This window comes from Neorhizobium tunisiense, from assembly GCF_039631515.1.
GTDB lineage: Bacteria > Pseudomonadota > Alphaproteobacteria > Rhizobiales > Rhizobiaceae > Neorhizobium.
The window spans coordinates 76,291-92,566 of sequence record NZ_JBDIUU010000004.1; the positions used below are offsets into that span (position 1 = coordinate 76,291).

Sequence of the window (16,276 nt, forward strand, 5' to 3'; positions counted from 1 at the left end):
GCTCGCCCAAGTCGCCGTCAGGCGAGATAGAGCCGCATGATGATGTCCTGGTCGTAGTTGCCGAAGCCGCGACCGAAGATGTTGATGCCCCCTGGGTGGGGGGCATTCTCCTCTATGCCGATTTTCATCCTGATCGAATGATGCTCGGCCAAGCCGATGTCGTCGATTGTGACGTTGGAGATCGATACGCCGTCGATAAACGATCCCTGCTTGGTGACGCGCCAGGTCTTCAGCTTTCCGTATTGAGAGCCTTCAAGCTTCCACCATTGTGGCGTATAGACCCCGCGTTTGTCGCCGTAGTCACCGGGTGACGTCCAGGTCCCGATGCGATGTTCGTTGATCCACAGCGTTATGTCGGACGGCCAGTTGACGTTCGTCCCCGGCACTTCCGACGAAAGCTCCATCGAAAATTCGATTGCCTCGACCGCTGACTTCACAAGCTTGGCGTTGTTTGGAAATTTGTATTCGACATTGCCGCGCCCGAACCAGATCAACGCGGCTTGCACCCGGCCGGGATCCAGAAAGAAATCGGGGACATCCAGCAAGCCTATGACGCCGTCGGGCGAGCAAAGCCCGCAGGGTGCGGAAACTTCGCAGCTCGTATAGAGCCCGAGAGGCATCGCGACCTCGATCTGGTTGTTTCTGGTTGCTTTTTCAGCCGTGTCGAACCGGACGATGATCTCGTCGTATTTGGCGCTGCAAACCTTCTGATTGCCTTTGGTCGCCTTGACGGAAGAGGTCTCGATAAGACCGGCCTCTTCAAGGGTCAGAATGTTCACGGCAACAGTCGATTGGGGCAGCGACAAGGCCGCGCTGATTTCATTGACGTTCAGTTTCCCCCGATCATGGAGAAGCTGAAGAATGTTGACTCGAATGGGTGAAGCCAGGCCCTTTAGAACCAAGCTGCCGGTACCCGCGGATACTGTCAGAAAATTAGGCTTCATACTTCAGTCATACTGTTGTCCTTCATCTGTATCAGGATTTTTGGTTTAGTAAGAGCGAATTTTTCGGCGGCTGGCATGTTAGCCGCCCCAAAATCTCAACAAGGTGCGCCCACTCAGATGCAGATCGGGTGGTGGTAAAGGTCTCGCCCGCTCAAGCCGGCAGAAGCATAATGCGATGGATCGTTTCCTCGGCGATGCGGCCGTCGCTGTAAAGGAGCGGCACGTATTCGCCTTTCGACCAAATGCGGGCCAAATCCCCATAATGAGGCGAACGGGGATCACCGGACTGGCCGGGGGTGTTGATGCAGACGCTGTTGTCCCAGTCGCCGACATCCATGACGAGACGGACGGAGGCGCCGGCGTTGACGCCGAAATCGCCCATCCGGTAACCGGCATGCATGGGTGTGGAGCGGCTGCCTCCCAGCGGTAGCGGGCCGACGTTCCACACCGTGGCGTCTTCGGTCTTGATACGGCTAGTCGCGTGTTCGAAGAGCGCGCGGTGCAGGTCGCCCCAGCGCCAGGCGGCTGGATCAGGGCCGAGCCGGGTTTCGCAATCGGCAAAACCTTCGGAAAGCGTCGATAGCAGCATGGCGTTGCGATCGGTGGCGTCCCAGAATGTGCCGGGCTCGCTGAGCAGCACCAGCATACGGTCGACATCGCCGGGCAGCAGCAGTTGGCGGACGGTCTGGTTCGGTGCGAACCTCGCCAACAGCGCCGGCCGCAGGTGCTTCATCCACCAGACTTCGAAGAGCGTGGCGGGTGCACTCCCCGCTTCGAGACGGTAATCCCAGCCGTCGAAAAGCTTTGTGGCGCACTCCTGCCGGTCATCCAGCGGTTGACCGCTGGCAACTTTTTGAAGCACGGCGCAGATGGTCGCGGCCGGGCGGGAATAGACATCGGTCTGCAAAGCCATCGAGGCCTGCAGCGTGTGTTTGGGATCGGCGCGCAGGACCGACTTGATGCGTTGGGCGCGGCTGACCTCCGCCCATTCGTGGCCGATAGAAGGGGCTGCCGGGTCGCGGTCGGCCGGCAGGTTCATCTCGTTGGCGGAGGCGACGAAGCCATCCGCTGGGTTATAGGCGTGGGGCGGATCGCCGGCCGACAGGAACCCATCCCATTCATGAGAGCCGTGGCCCGGCACGGGCAGCAGCCCTTCCCAGTTGCGGCGCACCGGCGTGAAACCGGCGGTGAACCAGCCGATATTGCCATCCACATCGGCAATGACATGGTTGACGGACGGAGTGCCCCAGGACCCGAGTGTCTGCGAAAACGCCTGCACCGAACCGCTGCGCATATAGGACAGGCTGCCCAGATAGGCGGCCGAACCGGGCGACAGCCAGACGGAGCGCATGGCAATGACCTGGCGGATCTTCGGGTTCTCGTGGAGGATCGGGCCGTGGCGGGTGAAGGAGAGCGTCAGCGTCTGCTCGGCATGACCCTTGACCGCGAAATTCTCCTCCACGCGAGTGATCTTCTCCCAGCCGTCGCCATAACGATAGTGTTCCGCATCGCCGTCCTTCGTCTCGTAAACATAGACGTCTTCCTGATCGGTGCCGAAGATGGTGAGGCCGAAGGCGGTACGGTCGTTATGGCCGAGCGAGATGCCGGGCGCGGTCGGTTCACCCGTACCGATGACGTTGAGGCCGGGAGCTTCTAGGTGGACGAGATAGCGCAGCGACGGCACGGCATGCGCCCGGTGCGGATCGCTTGCGAGGATCGGACGACCGGTCTCGGTGCGCGAGCCGTGGATGGCCCAGTTGTTTGACCCCTCCTCCGCGATCGCTTGCACGATATCGCCGAGATCGGTCACGTCCGTCCATTTCCAGACGTCGTCGAGCGTTGCCGCCAGCCGGGCCTTGTCGAAGGTGACGGCCGCGGTGGCAAGCTTGAAGAGACGGGTCGCGGCGAGCGGAATATCGGCGAGTGAGATCCCGTCGGCCGGTTTCGGCGACACGGGCGGATCGAGTTCGAAGCGCAGCAGGTCCGTTTCCGCGTCCGCAAGCGCCATGATGTTGGCGCGCAGGATTTCCGAAATGCCGTTGCGGGTCAGCGCATGGCTGCGGATTCGCACCACGTCAGCCGGCTCCCAGCGCGACGGCTTGGTGCCGAAGACCGCGAATTCGGGCGGCAGGCGGGCCGGCTCCGCCTCGCAGAGCGTGACATAGGCGTTGATGCCGGCAGCAAAGGCGGTGCAGATCGCCTGCGTATCCGGTGCATAGGAAATCCATTCCGGGGCCATGTCGCCGCGATAGAGGAAATGCCGGGCGGCATGATCCTGCGCCAGATAGCCGGGGCCGAAATCGGCGGCGAGAAGCCCGAGGCCGCGCTTGCGCCACAGGTCGAGCTGCCACAGCCGGTCGCGGGCGGCGTTGAACCCCTGGACGAAGAACAGGTCCTTATCGCTTGCCGCCCTGATATGCGGGATGCCCCAGCGGTCGATGCGGATTTCTGCTTGAGCATCGAGGCCGGTCAGCCGGAGTGTTTCGTTCGTTGTGACGTTGCTCATGGCATTCTCTTAGGCGTGATGGCAGGCAACGCGCGCGCCGTCGGCACGCGGCGTCAGTTCCGGCCGTTCTTTCGAGCAGATTTCGGTCGCAAGCGGACAGCGCGTGTGGAAGGCGCAGCCCGACGGAATGTTTGAAGGGCTTGGCAGCTCACCGCTGAGGATAAAGCGTTGCTTGGCGCGCTGCACCTCCGGGTCGGCCTCCGGCACGGCCGACATCAGCGCCTTGGTATAGGGATGTTTCGGATTGGCGAAGAAGGTATCGCGGTCGGCCATCTCGACGAACCGGCCGAGATACATGACCACCACCCGGTCGCAGATATGCCGGACCACACCGAGATCATGGCTGACGAACAGATAGGAGACGCCGGTGCGCTTCTGCAGCGCGACCAGCAGGTTGAGGATCTGGGCGCGCACCGAGACGTCGAGTGCCGAGACCGGCTCGTCGCAGATCAATAGATCCGGCTCCAGGGCAAGTGCACGGGCGATCACTACGCGCTGGCGCTGGCCGCCGGAGAACTGGTGCGGATATCGATCCGCATGTTCGGGACGCAGGCCGACCTGTTGCAGCAGCGTTGCGACACGTTCCTTCAGCGCCTTGCCCTTGGCGACGCCGCGCACGATCAGCGGTTCGCCGATCGTGGCGCCCACCGTGGACCGCGGATCGAGAGACAAGGCCGGATCCTGGAAGATCATCTGCACCTTGCGGCGGATATCGTTGAGCTGCCGGCGATTGGCGCTAACCACTTCATCGCCGCTTATGCGCACGCTTCCGGAAATGGGAGCCTGCAGGCCGACAATGGTATTGGAAAGGGTCGACTTGCCGCAGCCGGATTCACCGACCAGCGCCACCGTCTCGCCGCGGGCGATATCGAGATCGACCCCGTTGACGGCCTTGACCACCGGGCCGGCCTTGCCGAGCAGGCCGCCGCGGCCGCCGAAATGCACCGCGACGTCGCGGATTTCGAGAACGTTCCGATGCTCGCTCATGCCGCCACCCCGCGGATTTCCGCCATGCGGTCGATATGCCAGCAGGCCGAGCGATGGCCTCCGCCGCAATCGAAAAGCGGCGGCTGTTCGGTGCGACACTTGTCGGTCGCGAGAGGACAGCGGTCGACAAAACGGCAGCCGACGCCGAATTCGTTCGGCGTCGGCACCGTCCCCTCGATGGTCGCGAGGTCCGCCTTCGGCGCATCATCGAGCTTGGGAACGCTTGCCAGCAAGAGAGCCGTGTAAGGGTGCTTCGGCTGCCGGAAGAGATCGTGCACCGGCGCGATTTCGGCGATGCGGCCGGCATACATGACCGCTACGTCGTCGGCGATGTCGGCGACCACGCCCATATCATGGGTGATCAGAACGATCGCCGTGCCGCGATCGGCGACCAGCTTCTTCATGAGATCGAGGATTTGCGCCTGGATGGTCACGTCGAGCGCCGTGGTCGGTTCGTCGGCGACGAGCACGCGCGGGCCGCAGATCAGCGCAATCGAGATCATGATGCGCTGGCACATGCCGCCGGAGAGTTCGAACGGGTATTGGTCCAGCCGCCTTGTCGGGTCGGGAATGCCGACATCGACCAGCATCTGCCGCGCCTTCTCGTAGGCCTCGGCCTTCGAGACGCCGTGATGGACACGATAGGCCTCGGCAATCTGCGAACCGACCGTCGTCAGCGGGTCGAGCGAGGCGCTCGGCTCCTGGAAGATGATCGAGATGTCCTTGCCGCGCGCCTTGCGGAACTGCCGCTCGGACAGCGCCGCGAGATCGGTGTTTTCGAGCATGATCCGGCCGGCGGTGCGCCGGGCGGCCGGCGGCAGCAGGCCGAGCATGGCATAGGAGGTCAGCGACTTGCCGCAGCCCGACTCCCCCACCAGCGCCATGACCTTGCCGGGCGCGACCGTGAAGGAGATATCATCGACGACGTTGGCGCCACCGATATCGATGGTCAGCCGGTCGATGGTCAGCAGTGGATTGGCAGCGGCGTCCATCATGCCTCCTCAGCCAACCGTCTTGGCCCGTTCGGGGCGCTTGTAATTGCCGATCGAATTGCCGCCATCGACGCTGATCACGGCGCCGGTGATGAATGCCGCCTTTTCCGAGCAGAGATAGGCGATGGCGCCCGGCGCATCCTGCGGACCGCTGGCGCGACCGAGCGGAATGTTCTTCAGCATGTTGGTGACGTATTCGTCGGAAAGCTCGCTCACCTCGCTGCCCGGCGCAAAGCCCGGCTCGACGACGTTGACGCGAATACCGTACTCGGCGAGCTCCATGGCGAACCCCTTGGAGAGCCGCTCGATCGCGGTCTTCGATGTACAATATGGGACGGAATTCTGGTTCATCTTGCGGGCAGCACCCGAGGAGATGTTGACGATCGAGCCGGCCTTGCCTTCGGCGATCATCAGCTTGGCGAACTCGCGCGAGAGCACGAAGGGCGCCCGCAGGTTGACGCCGAAGACGCGGTCCCAGTCGGAGAAATCCATGTCGAGCAGGCTGAAGCGGGTATAGATGCCGGCATTGTTGACGAGGATGTCCGGCGCTTTCCATTCACGCTTCACGAGATCGACGAGTTCGAGCATCGAGGCGTCGCTGGTCAGTTCAGTCGCATGCAGCAGAACCTTGGAGCGCTCGAGGCCGAGCTCGGAAACTGCCTTTTCCAGCCCATCCATGCGGACGTCGCTGAGGCAAAGCCTTGCGCCCTCCCGGGCGAAATAGGCGGCGATCCAGCGACCGAAGATGCCGGCGGCGCCCGTGATGACGATGGTCTTGTTTTCGAATTCCATGACTTGAAACCTCAATGCGCCAGATGGTTCAACGCGAACGGGAACGCGGGTCGAGTTGGTCTCGCAACCAGTCGCCGAGTACGTTGACGGAAAAAACGAGCAGGAAGAGACAGACGCCGGGAAAGGCGACGATCCACCAGGCCCGTTCGATATATTGACGGCCGACGCTCATGATCGAACCCCAGCTCGAAGCCGGCGGCTGGATGCCGAGGCCGAGGAAGGAAAGGCCTGCTTCCATCAGGATCATCAGGCCGAATTCAGCGGTGGCGACGATCAGCACGGGGCCGGCGATATTCGGCAGGATGTGGTGGAAAAGGATGCGCGCCGCCCCTGCCCCTGCAAGTTCCGAGGCCTTGATGAACGGCAGGTTCGCGACCTGTAGCGTCTGGGCATAGGCAACGCGGGTATAGCGCGGCCAGCGGGTAAGCCCGAGCACCAGGACCAGCTTCAGGAAGCCGGGGCCGAGCACCGCGACGGTGAGCACCGCCAGCAGAATGGCCGGGATCGACATCATGATATCGACGAGGCGCATGATAAGAATCTCGATCTTGCCTCGGAACCAGCCGGCGATCATGCCGAGCGTCACGCCGACGAGCGACGAGACGACCACGGAGAGCACCGCGACGGAGAGCGAGACACCTGCCCCGTAAAGCGTGCGCGACAGCAGATCGCGGCCGAGATCGTCGGTGCCGAGCCAGTAGGTAATGCCGCGCATCTCGAAGCCCGGCGGCTTCAGGCGGCCGAGCAGGTTCTGCCGGTTGGGATCGGCGGGCGCCACCCAGGGCGCGAAGATCGCCAGAAGCACGATCACCAGGAAGATGATCGACACGACGATGACCGAGAGGGGGACCCGGCGAAGGCGTTGGCGAAGGGCGAGGACGGCGGTGCTCAAAGCCTTCTCCTTATCGAACCAGACGGATGCGCGGATCGACGAGCGCGTAGACGAAATCCGCAATCACGCTGGTCAGCACATAGACAAACGAAATCAGCAGCACGATTACCTGGACGACCAGGAAGTCGCGCGACTGGATGGATTGGATGGCGAGCTGGCCGATGCCCGGCCAGGCGAATACGGTCTCGACGATGACGGCGCCGGCGAGCAGGTTGCCGATTTCGAGCGCGGCGATGGTGATCACCGGGATCGCGGCATTGCGCAGCACATGGCGGAACACCACGGAGCCGAGCGACAAGCCACGGGCGCGCCCTGCCCGCACATAGTCCTTGCCGAGTTCGTCGATGATCGAAATCCGGGTCATGCGGGCAAAAGTCGACATCGAGATGGCGCCAAGTGCGATCGAGGGCATGATCAGCGAGGCGAAATCGCCGGAGCCTGAGGTCGGCAGCCAACGCAGCGTCACGCCGAAGACGAAGATCAGCACGATGCCCGACAGGAAGGTCGGCACGCTCTGGCCGGTAACGACGATCGCGGTCAGAAGCCGTTCCAACCAGCCCCCGCGCCTGGTCGCCATGACGATGCCGGCCGGAATGCCCATGCCGATCGCAACCACCAGCGCGCCGGCGGCAAGCATCGTCGTATAGGGGAGGCGCGAAACGACGATATCGAATGCCGGCACCCGCTGGACGACGGAAATACCGAAGTCGAAATGTGCAAGGCCGCCCAGATATTCGAGATATTGCACCCAGATCGGCCGGTCGAAACCGAGCTGGCTGCGCAACTGGGCGATCATCTCGGCCGATGCGTCCTGCGGCACGAGCAGCAGGGTCGGGTCGCCCGAGAGATGCATGACGACGAAGACGATGGTGAGAACGCCGAAGATCGCAATGATCGCCTGTATCAAACGTTCGACGGCGTATCTCAACATGATCGTATTATCCGTCTGTTACTGCTGCCAGCTCATGTCCATGACGAACATGGCTTCGTTGGCGGTCGGCTGCCACTTCAGCTTCTTGTTCGCGCCATAGAGCGCATAGGCCTGGTAGAGGCCGAGGCCCGGAACGTCGTCCTTGATAACCTGGTAGGCCTGCTCATAAAGCTTCAGCCGCTCGTTCTTGTCGAGGATGACACGTGCCTTATCGACCGCTTCATCGAACTTCGGGTTCGAATATTTGGCCCAGATGCTGCCGGTGCGGAACAGCGGGAAGATCACGCCGTCGACGTCCTGGCAGGCGCAGGACCATGCGCCGAAGGCGAGACCGCCGGCATTGGCCGGATCGCCCTGGCGGCGCTTCAGGAAGGTCGCCTGGTCGCTGGACGAGATCTCCACCTTGAGCCCGGCTTCGTTGACCATCTGCTGGATGGCTTCGACGGTGGCGCGGCTATAGGCCGGAGAGGTCAGGAATTCGACGGTCGCACCTTCCGCGCCGGCGGCCTTCACCAGCTCCTTGGCCTTGTCGAGATTGTATTCGTAGCCCTTGACCTTGTCGGTGTAGCCGAAGACGGGTTCGGCGCCGAGAACTTCCACCGGCTTGCCGTAACCTTCGAGCAGCGCTTCGACGAGCGCCTGACGGTCGATCGCATAGGCGATCGCCTGGCGGACGCGGACATCCTTGGTGACACCGCCCTGGGCATTGATGAATAGGTAACCGATGCGTTCCGTGGGAACCGACAGGACCTGCGAATTCGCGTCGTTTTTGATGCTCTCGGCCTGATCCGGCGGCACATCGCGCACGAGGTCGGCCTTGCCGGTCTTCAGATCGGCGATGCGGGTCGATACGTCCGGCACGGTACGGAACACCACCTTCTGAAACGGCGGCTTGGCGCGCCAGTAGCTGCTGTAAGCCTCAAGTTCGGTCTGAACCCCCTTCTGCCAGTTGGCCATCTTGTAAGGGCCGGAACCGAGCGGCTTCAAGTTGAATTCCTGGTCGCCGACCTTTTCGACATAGGCCTTGGGCACGATCGACAGCTTGACGAGCTGGGCGAGAAGCGCCGGATAGGGCGACTTGGTGGTCATCTTGACGACGGTCGGGCTCACCGCCTCGGCCTTGGCGATCTGGTCGAACTGCGAAAGCTGCGGGCTCTTCAGCTTCGGATCGATAATGCGATTGATCGAGAAGGCGACGTCTTCGGCGGTCAGCTTCGTGCCGTCCTGGAAGGTGACGTCGTCGCGGATCTGGAACTCGATCGTCTTGTCGTCGAGATATTTCCACGACTTGGCGATCTGCGGAACGATCTCGCCCTTCACATCGCGGGTCAGCAGGTTGTCGAAAATATTGCGGTAGATCGAGTAGCTGTCGGTATTCCACTGCAGATGCGGATCGAGCGTCGCCGCATCGTTCGGCAGATCGATGGTCAGCGTGTCCTTGGTTTGCGCAAGCGCAGTCGACGCGATGAGCGCCAGTAGCATTGCGGCTACGGATGCGAATTTGGCAGACATGTTCCTTACCCTCATTGTTGTTGCTGCTGTATTCAAGAACTGCTTACGCCGCCTTCTCCGCGGTCTTGAGTCCGGCCTCGTCGGCACAGTACCGCGCCAGTTCCGCATGGGTGCAGAACCAGACGTCGCCCTTCGACTTGGCGAGCCGGATGATCTCTTCCAGAATGAAGATCCGCGACCGGTGCCCGACATGGTGCGGGTGCATCGTGAGCTGGAACAGCCCGCCCTCTTCCCATGTGACTTCGAGTTCGCGGGCAAAGATGTCCAGCACCATGGCCGGCCCCCCATAGGGTCGCGCGCCGGTCATCCGGTCCATCGCCACATAGGGCGCGTCGTCGCGGATCCACTCGACCGGGATTTCGACCACGCCGGTCGGCTCGCCGTCCTCCAGAAGCTCGTAGGGCTCCTCGTCAGCCATCAGCGAGCTGTCGTAGAGCAATCCCATCTCCCGGGCGATCTTCAGCGTATAGGGGCTGAAATCCCAGGATGCGGTGCGCATGCCGACCGGGCGGATGCCGGACAGGCGTTCGAGAGTGTCGGCGGCGCGCCGCGCAAGATCCCGTTCCGTCATCTCGTCGAGGCGGGAATTGAACTCGTGGATCCAGCTATGGATTCCGAGTTCGTGGCCCGAGGAAACCACCGTCTTCACTTCTTCCGCATTGATCATCGCCGAGACGGCCGGCATGAAGAAGGAGGCAGGCACCGAATATTTTTCGAGCAGGCCCAGAATGCGCGGCATGCCGGCGCGGGCGCCGTACTGGCCGCGGCTCATCGTGCCGAAGGACATGCCCCCGTTCTTCAGTTCCATCGTCTCGTGATCGGAATCGAAAGACAATGCGACTGCCATGCGTGCGCCGTTTTTCCACTTCGCAGGCCTTAAGGAACGCCCCGCGCGCACCTTCTGAACCTTCTGCTGCCAGACACTATCCGGCCAGGTCCAGGGTTCGGAGGCATCGTTTTGCTTATTCGGCGTATTCATGAGATCGTTCGTCCTTATCAGCGCGACACTCGAAAATATGAGTGGCTGCTTTCTGGGCAGAATTGTTATGAGCCGATCGGATGACCATCAATGGGGGTTTCGTTCACATACATGAACTCCGAAATCAAAAGCGCCGGCCGGATTCTCGATCTCCTGGAATATATGGCGTCCCGGCGGGAAGCAGTGCCGCTGGCCCAGATCGTGCGTGATCTTTCTTTCCCCAAAAGCAGCGCACACGGCCTTGTCCAGACGCTGGCGGCCCGCGGCCATGTGGTCCAAGACGACGCCGGCCGCTACATGCTGGTCGAGGCGACCCGGCACGGCTTTCCGTTCCGGCGCCACGAGGAGCCGCTGGTCGTCGTGGCAAAACCGTTCATGGAGAAGCTGCGGGACGAATCCGGCGAGACCATCCTGCTCGCGACAATGAACGCCCATTGCGACATCCGTCGGCTGGCGAAATGCGTCAGCCGGCATCGCGTTCGCTACGACGTCAACCTCGACGCGGCGATTGCCGCCTATTGCACCGCAACCGGCCGGGTCCTGCTCGCCTTCACCGCGAAGGAGGCGCTGGAACATTATCTCTCCCGTGTCCAGCTGCTCTCCTATACCCGCTATACCGTGACCGATATCGAGCGCATCCGCGACGTCCTCACCAGGGTCCGCCGGGACGGTTACGCGCTGAACGATCAGGAGTTCGTCACCGGCTCGACCGGCATCGCGGCACCGATCTTCGACGGCAACGGCGCGGTGGTCGCGGCCCTCAATCTCGGCGTTCCGACCGTGCGCTATAACGAGCAGCGCGAGGGCTTTCTGCTGATGGTCCGCAGTGCGGCCGACGATATCAGCCGGGCGCTCGGTTATCGCCGCTGACGCTCATTCTTGATGCAGATGATGGAACCGATGCAGGTACAGCGTGATTTGGAAAGCTACACTCTTTCCCGCCGGCATTTTGGAACAAATTGTGTCGGCCCGCAATCTTGAAGCGGTTATATCACTTCTCGTGATGACACGAATCCGGAGCTTCCAATGGCCGCCCCTCGCTTTTGGCCCACCTGGGGCAGCGGGAAAATAGCATTTCCGCCCCGAAGATGGGCAATCCCGATCTCCGCCGCCGGGCATTTGCAAGCGCGAGCCGAGCTTGAAGGCTTCGGCATTGACCGCCAGCTCCACGAAGGAATCAATCGTCGGCCGGAAGGGCAGGCAGGCATCCGCGAAATACTCTATAATTGACAGGCGACCCAAGCGGCCGATCGATCGGGCCGGCTTTGAAGTCCCGATCGCTGCAGATACAACAATTCAAGGGAGCTGAAACATGAGCCTTCGTATCAACGACATAGCACCGGATTTCACCGCCGAAACCACCCAGGGCACGATCCATTTCCACGACTGGATCGGCAGCGGCTGGGCCGTGCTGTTTTCTCACCCGAAGAACTTTACACCGGTCTGCACGACCGAGCTCGGCGCCATGGCCGGCCTTGAGGGCGAATTCAAAAAGCGCGGCGTCAAGATCATCGGCATCTCCGTTGATCCGGTCGAAAGCCATGGCAAGTGGAAGGACGACATCAAGACCGCGACCGGCTTCGAGGTTGAATACCCGCTGATCGGCGACCGGGACCTCAAGATCGCCAAACTTTACGACATGCTGCCGGCCGCAGCCGGCGAAAGCTCGGAGGGCCGCACGCCCGCCGACAATGCGACGGTCCGCTCGGTCTACGTCATCGGCCCGGACAAGAAGATCAAGCTGATCCTCACTTATCCGATGACCACCGGCCGCAATTTCAACGAGATCCTGCGGGCGATCGACTCGATCCAACTCACCGCCAAGCACCAGGTGGCGACGCCGGCCAACTGGAAGCAGGGTGAGGACGTGATCATTACCGCCGCCGTTTCCAACGAAGACGCGATCACCCGCTTCGGTTCGTTCGACACGGTCCTGCCCTATCTGCGCAAGACCAAGCAGCCCACGGCCTGATGTCGGTTGGATCAAACGGAAAAGGCCGGTGGAGCGTTTCGCTTCGCCGGCCTTTTTGTATTTCTGGATATCGCCTTACAGCACTTCGTCTCAATAGACGGGATACATGCCCCAGAAGAAGCTTTCCGAATGTTCGCGGTCAGGATCGCGGTTTTCATCACGATCCTCGTGCCCTTTTTCAAGGGGCTTGCGTTCGGCGCTGTCTACGCCTGTTTTATCCGGCACGCGCCGGGTCACCCCAAACAGATCAAATCCAAACAGGGATAAGCCACCAGCAATCATCGTCAGCCTCCAGTTGGTTGAGCGTGGTACCTCCCAACTTTCAGGCCAAATCCCCTTTCGGTCAATGTAGTCTATCAAAACGCTATACTAATTCGTTGACGCATTTGAAATTGTTATGTCCAAAATGTGGCAATCGGCGAAATAGAGATCTCCGCCAGCTTGCGGTTGCATTCCCTCAGGCAAAGAAGCGGTTGGCAGGCCGCGGCAGGCCGAGATGCTCCCGAAGCGTCGTTCCCTCATAGTCGTGGCGGAAGATGCCGCGGCGTCGGAGTTCCGGAATGACCCGCTGCGTCACGTCGTCCAGACCTTGCGGCAGATAGGGGAAGACGACGGTAAAGCCGTCGCTTGCCTCTTCTAAAAGCCAGGCCTGCATTTCGTCGGCGATGGTTGCCGGCGTGCCGACGAAGGCGAGGCCCGAATAGCCGCCATAACGCTGGGCAAGCTGGCGTACCGTCAGTTTTTCCTGCTCGGCGAGCTTGAGGACCTGGGCGCGGCCGGACTTGCTGGCATTGGTTTCCGGAATGTCCGGCAGCGGACCGTCCGGATTAAAACCCGAGGCGTCGTGGCCGAGCGCAATCGACAGCGAGGCGATGGCGCTGTCGTAGTGCACCAGGCCGTCGAGTAGCGCCCGCTTGGCCTTCGCGTCCTCGATCGTATCGCCGACGACAATGAAGGCAGCCGGCAGGATCTTCAAATGGTCGGGATTTCGCCCGGCGGCGACCATGCGGCCCTTGATATCCGCATAGAGCGCCTTGGAAGCTGCGAGATCGCGTGGCGAGCAGAAGACCAGTTCGGCGGTCTCGGCGGCAAGCTGGCGTCCCTGCTCCGACTGCCCCGCCTGCACGATCACCGGCCAGCCCTGTACCGGACGGGCAATGTTGAGCGGCCCGCGTACGCTGAGTTCTTCGCCCCTATGATCGAGCACATGCATCTTTTCCGGATCGAAGAAAATGCCGCTTTGCTGGTCTCGGATAAAGGCATCGTCGGCGAAACTGTCCCACAGCCCGGTCACGACGTCATAGAACTCACGTGCCCGCTTGTAGCGCTCGCCGTGCTCGACATGCTCGTCGAGACCGAAATTGCGTGCGGAATCCGGATTGGAGGTCGTGACGATGTTCCAGGCGGCGCGGCCGTTGCTGATATGGTCGAGGGAGGCAAACCGGCGGGCGACGTGATAGGGCTCGTCGAACGTGGTTGAGGCGGTCGCCGCAAGACCGATCTTCTCGGTGACCGCGGCAAGCGCCGACAGCAGCGTGAACGGCTCGAACGACGTCACCGTATGACTGCGCTTCAGTGCTTCGACCGGCATGTTCAACACAGCCAGGTGATCGGCCATGAAAAAGGCGTCGAACTTGGCGGCTTCCAGTTTCTGGATGAACGACTTGATATGCCCAAAATTGAAATTGGCGTCCGGATAGGCGCCGGGATAACGCCAGGCGCCGGTATGCAGGCTGACGGGACGCATGAAGGCGGTAAGGTGTAGCGATCTTGCCATGGGGTTGCTCTGTTGAGAGGAGAAACGGGCTCGGTCCCATAAACTAGGCATTCCGGTTGGATGCGCTAAGGAAAGTTGTTGCGCCGATTGCATCGTGCCGGAGAAATTCTCTCTTCTTCCGCTCAACTTGGCGTGACAATCCGCGATTGTCTCTGTGCGGCCGCCAAAAAGAGAAAATTCACGTCGTTCGTCACGTGCAATTGAAGCTTTATTCCTTCTCCCGGCCTGCGTGACGTGGCTGAATGACAGGCTTGATCCGGGAGGCGCACATGAGCAGGGTTTTCCATTTGGCAGGAAAGATCAGAGCAGTGGCTCCATATCTGGCGACCGAGGACCAGGCGATCGAGGTTGCGGCGGGCCTTTCGGCCCGCATCGCCGAAGGTTCCAGTCTGCGCGACCGGGAGCGGCTTCTGCCGCATGACGAGATGGAACTGGTCGCCCGGTCGGGATTGCTGGGGATCACCGTACCCGCCGAATATGGCGGCGCCGACATTTCCAACGCCTTCCTGGCGGAGGTGATCGCCATTCTGTCGGGGGCCGACGCATCGGTCGGGCAGATCCCGCAGAACCATTTTTCCATTCTCGAAGCCCTGCGCCTTGCCGGCAGCGAGGAGCAGAAGAAATATTTCTTCGCCCGGGCGCTCGCCGGGGAGCATTTCGGCAACGCCCTTGCCGAGTCAGGAACGAAGGCAGCGGGCGACATCGAAACCCGGCTGGTGGCCGATGGGCTCGGCTTTCGCATCACCGGCCGCAAATATTATTCGACCGGCGCGCTGTTTGCCGACTGGGTGGCCATCTTTGGTCTCGACCTGGAAGCTAAAGCGGTCATGGCGATCGTGCCGCGCGATGCGGAAGGGCTGACGATCGTCGACGATTGGGACGGGTTCGGCCAGCGCACCACGGCCAGCGGCACCGTAGTGATCGACAATGTCTACGTCTCGCCGGACTCGGTCATCAGCTACTACCGGAGTTTCGAACGGCATGCGCCGCTCGGCTCGCTTGGCCAACTGCTGCATGCCGCCGTCGACCTGGGGATCGCGCGCGCCGCCTTTGCCGACATGGTCGGCTTCGTGCGCAGCAAATCCCGCGGCATCCGCAACGTCGGCGTCGAGACGGCAAGTGCCGACCCGCTGACCATCGCGCGGACCGGCTCGATCGCCGTCAAACTGGAAGCGGCGAGCGCGGTCCTGGAACGAGCCGGCCGCAAGGTCGATATCGCGCAGATCAACCCGTCCTCGGAGACTGCGATCGACGCCTCGCTTTCCGTCGCTGCCGCAAAGATCCTGACGACGGAGGCGGCACTCGACGCGACCAACGGCCTGTTCGAGCTTGCCGGAACGTCCGCGACCAAGGAAGACCTGAACCTCGACCGGCACTGGCGCAATGCTCGAACCCATACGGTTCACGATCCGGTGCGCTGGAAACATCACGCGATCGGCGATTTTCACCTGAACGGCAATGTGCCGCGGCCGAACGGGCAGTTTTAACCCTGTTTGCTGCTGGCCTCGGGCTCGTCGAGGACACCACTGGAGCGTTTGGCGACCATCTGCTCCAGCGTCATGGTGTCGAGCACGGCGGCGATGGCGTCGCGCACCTCCGTCATCGAATGGCGGATCTGACAATCTTCCGGATGATCGCAATCGTCACAGGGCTCGAACGCCGTTTTGCTCGCGCAGCGGATGGGTGCCAGCGGGCCGTCGAGGATCCGCACGGCTTGGCCGACATAGATCTGCGAAGCAGGCTTGGACAGCGCATAACCGCCGCCGGGGCCCTTCTTCGATCGCAGCATGCCGCCCTTGCGCAGTTCGAGCAGGATTGCATCGAGGAATTTCTTGGAAATATTGTTCTGTTGGGCGATGTCGCTGACGAAAGCGGTCTTGCCGGGTTCAAGCTGTGCAAGATGGACAAGCGCCTTGAGCCCGTATTTTCCCTTTTTCGTAAGCATCGAGGATCGAAATTCCGCCTGATTGGTATCCTTCCCGGCGAGACCGC

Annotated in this window: 15 protein-coding genes; 3 read left to right on the forward strand and 12 right to left on the reverse strand. The window is 61.7% G+C overall.

From position 1 onward, the window contains the following. Window positions 1-17: 17 nt before the first annotated feature. The 9 genes from ABCW43_RS16620 to ABCW43_RS16660 form a co-directional block, all read right to left on the reverse strand. Window positions 18-944 carry an ArsR/SmtB family transcription factor gene (locus tag ABCW43_RS16620; protein ID WP_345926378.1) on the reverse strand — a complete coding sequence of 309 codons (927 nt, stop codon included), beginning with the start codon at window positions 942-944 and terminating at the stop codon, window positions 18-20. A gap of 151 nt (window positions 945-1,095) precedes the next feature. Further along, window positions 1,096-3,450: a penicillin acylase family protein gene (locus tag ABCW43_RS16625; RefSeq protein ID WP_345926380.1), complete on the reverse strand. Its 2,355-nt coding sequence runs from the start codon at window positions 3,448-3,450 to the stop codon at window positions 1,096-1,098. Between the two features lie 9 nt (window positions 3,451-3,459). Further along, window positions 3,460-4,437: an ABC transporter ATP-binding protein gene (locus ABCW43_RS16630; protein WP_345926382.1), complete on the reverse strand. Its 978-nt coding sequence runs from the start codon at window positions 4,435-4,437 to the stop codon at window positions 3,460-3,462. Continuing rightward, window positions 4,434-5,432, reverse strand: a complete 999-nt coding sequence (locus tag ABCW43_RS16635) for an ABC transporter ATP-binding protein (RefSeq protein WP_345926384.1) — start codon at window positions 5,430-5,432, stop codon at window positions 4,434-4,436. Before ABCW43_RS16635 ends, ABCW43_RS16630 begins: the two co-directional genes overlap by 4 nt. Before the next feature lie 6 nt (window positions 5,433-5,438). Further along, a complete protein-coding gene (locus tag ABCW43_RS16640; RefSeq protein ID WP_345926386.1) occupies window positions 5,439-6,221 on the reverse strand; it encodes an SDR family NAD(P)-dependent oxidoreductase in 783 nt (260 codons plus the stop codon). Window positions 6,222-6,249: 28 nt separating this feature from the next. After that, a complete protein-coding gene (locus ABCW43_RS16645; RefSeq protein ID WP_345926388.1) occupies window positions 6,250-7,113 on the reverse strand; it encodes an ABC transporter permease in 864 nt (287 codons plus the stop codon). A gap of 10 nt (window positions 7,114-7,123) precedes the next feature. Beyond that, window positions 7,124-8,044, reverse strand: a complete 921-nt coding sequence (locus tag ABCW43_RS16650) for an ABC transporter permease (protein WP_345926390.1) — start codon at window positions 8,042-8,044, stop codon at window positions 7,124-7,126. A gap of 18 nt (window positions 8,045-8,062) precedes the next feature. Next, window positions 8,063-9,556, reverse strand: a complete 1,494-nt coding sequence (locus tag ABCW43_RS16655; RefSeq protein WP_345926392.1) for an ABC transporter substrate-binding protein — start codon at window positions 9,554-9,556, stop codon at window positions 8,063-8,065. Window positions 9,557-9,599: 43 nt separating this feature from the next. Continuing rightward, window positions 9,600-10,535 carry a polysaccharide deacetylase family protein gene (locus ABCW43_RS16660; RefSeq protein ID WP_345926394.1) on the reverse strand — a complete coding sequence of 312 codons (936 nt, stop codon included), beginning with the start codon at window positions 10,533-10,535 and terminating at the stop codon, window positions 9,600-9,602. A 111-nt stretch (window positions 10,536-10,646) separates the two neighbouring features. Here ABCW43_RS16660 and ABCW43_RS16665 point away from each other — a divergent pair, with 111 nt between their 5' ends. Further along, complete coding sequence (locus ABCW43_RS16665; protein ID WP_345926396.1) at window positions 10,647-11,405, forward strand: IclR family transcriptional regulator; 759 nt, start codon at window positions 10,647-10,649, stop codon at window positions 11,403-11,405. 442 nt (window positions 11,406-11,847) lie between these two features. Continuing rightward, window positions 11,848-12,507, forward strand: a complete 660-nt coding sequence (locus tag ABCW43_RS16670) for a peroxiredoxin (RefSeq protein WP_306868066.1) — start codon at window positions 11,848-11,850, stop codon at window positions 12,505-12,507. Window positions 12,508-12,597: 90 nt separating this feature from the next. On the opposite strand, the gene ABCW43_RS16675 is transcribed toward ABCW43_RS16670, so the two are convergent. Both ABCW43_RS16675 and ABCW43_RS16680 read right to left on the reverse strand, forming a co-directional pair. Next, a complete protein-coding gene (locus tag ABCW43_RS16675; protein ID WP_345926400.1) occupies window positions 12,598-12,789 on the reverse strand; it encodes a hypothetical protein in 192 nt (63 codons plus the stop codon). Window positions 12,790-12,964: 175 nt separating this feature from the next. Next, window positions 12,965-14,284 carry an LLM class flavin-dependent oxidoreductase gene (locus ABCW43_RS16680; RefSeq protein WP_345926402.1) on the reverse strand — a complete coding sequence of 440 codons (1,320 nt, stop codon included), beginning with the start codon at window positions 14,282-14,284 and terminating at the stop codon, window positions 12,965-12,967. 269 nt (window positions 14,285-14,553) lie between these two features. On the opposite strand from ABCW43_RS16680, the gene ABCW43_RS16685 reads away from it, so the two are divergent. Beyond that, complete coding sequence (locus ABCW43_RS16685) at window positions 14,554-15,771, forward strand: SfnB family sulfur acquisition oxidoreductase (protein WP_345926404.1); 1,218 nt, start codon at window positions 14,554-14,556, stop codon at window positions 15,769-15,771. On the opposite strand, the gene ABCW43_RS16690 is transcribed toward ABCW43_RS16685, so the two are convergent. Next, window positions 15,768-16,229, reverse strand: a complete 462-nt coding sequence (locus ABCW43_RS16690; RefSeq protein ID WP_345926406.1) for an RrF2 family transcriptional regulator — start codon at window positions 16,227-16,229, stop codon at window positions 15,768-15,770. The genes ABCW43_RS16685 and ABCW43_RS16690 overlap by 4 nt on opposite strands. Between the last annotated feature and the right edge of the window lie 47 nt (window positions 16,230-16,276).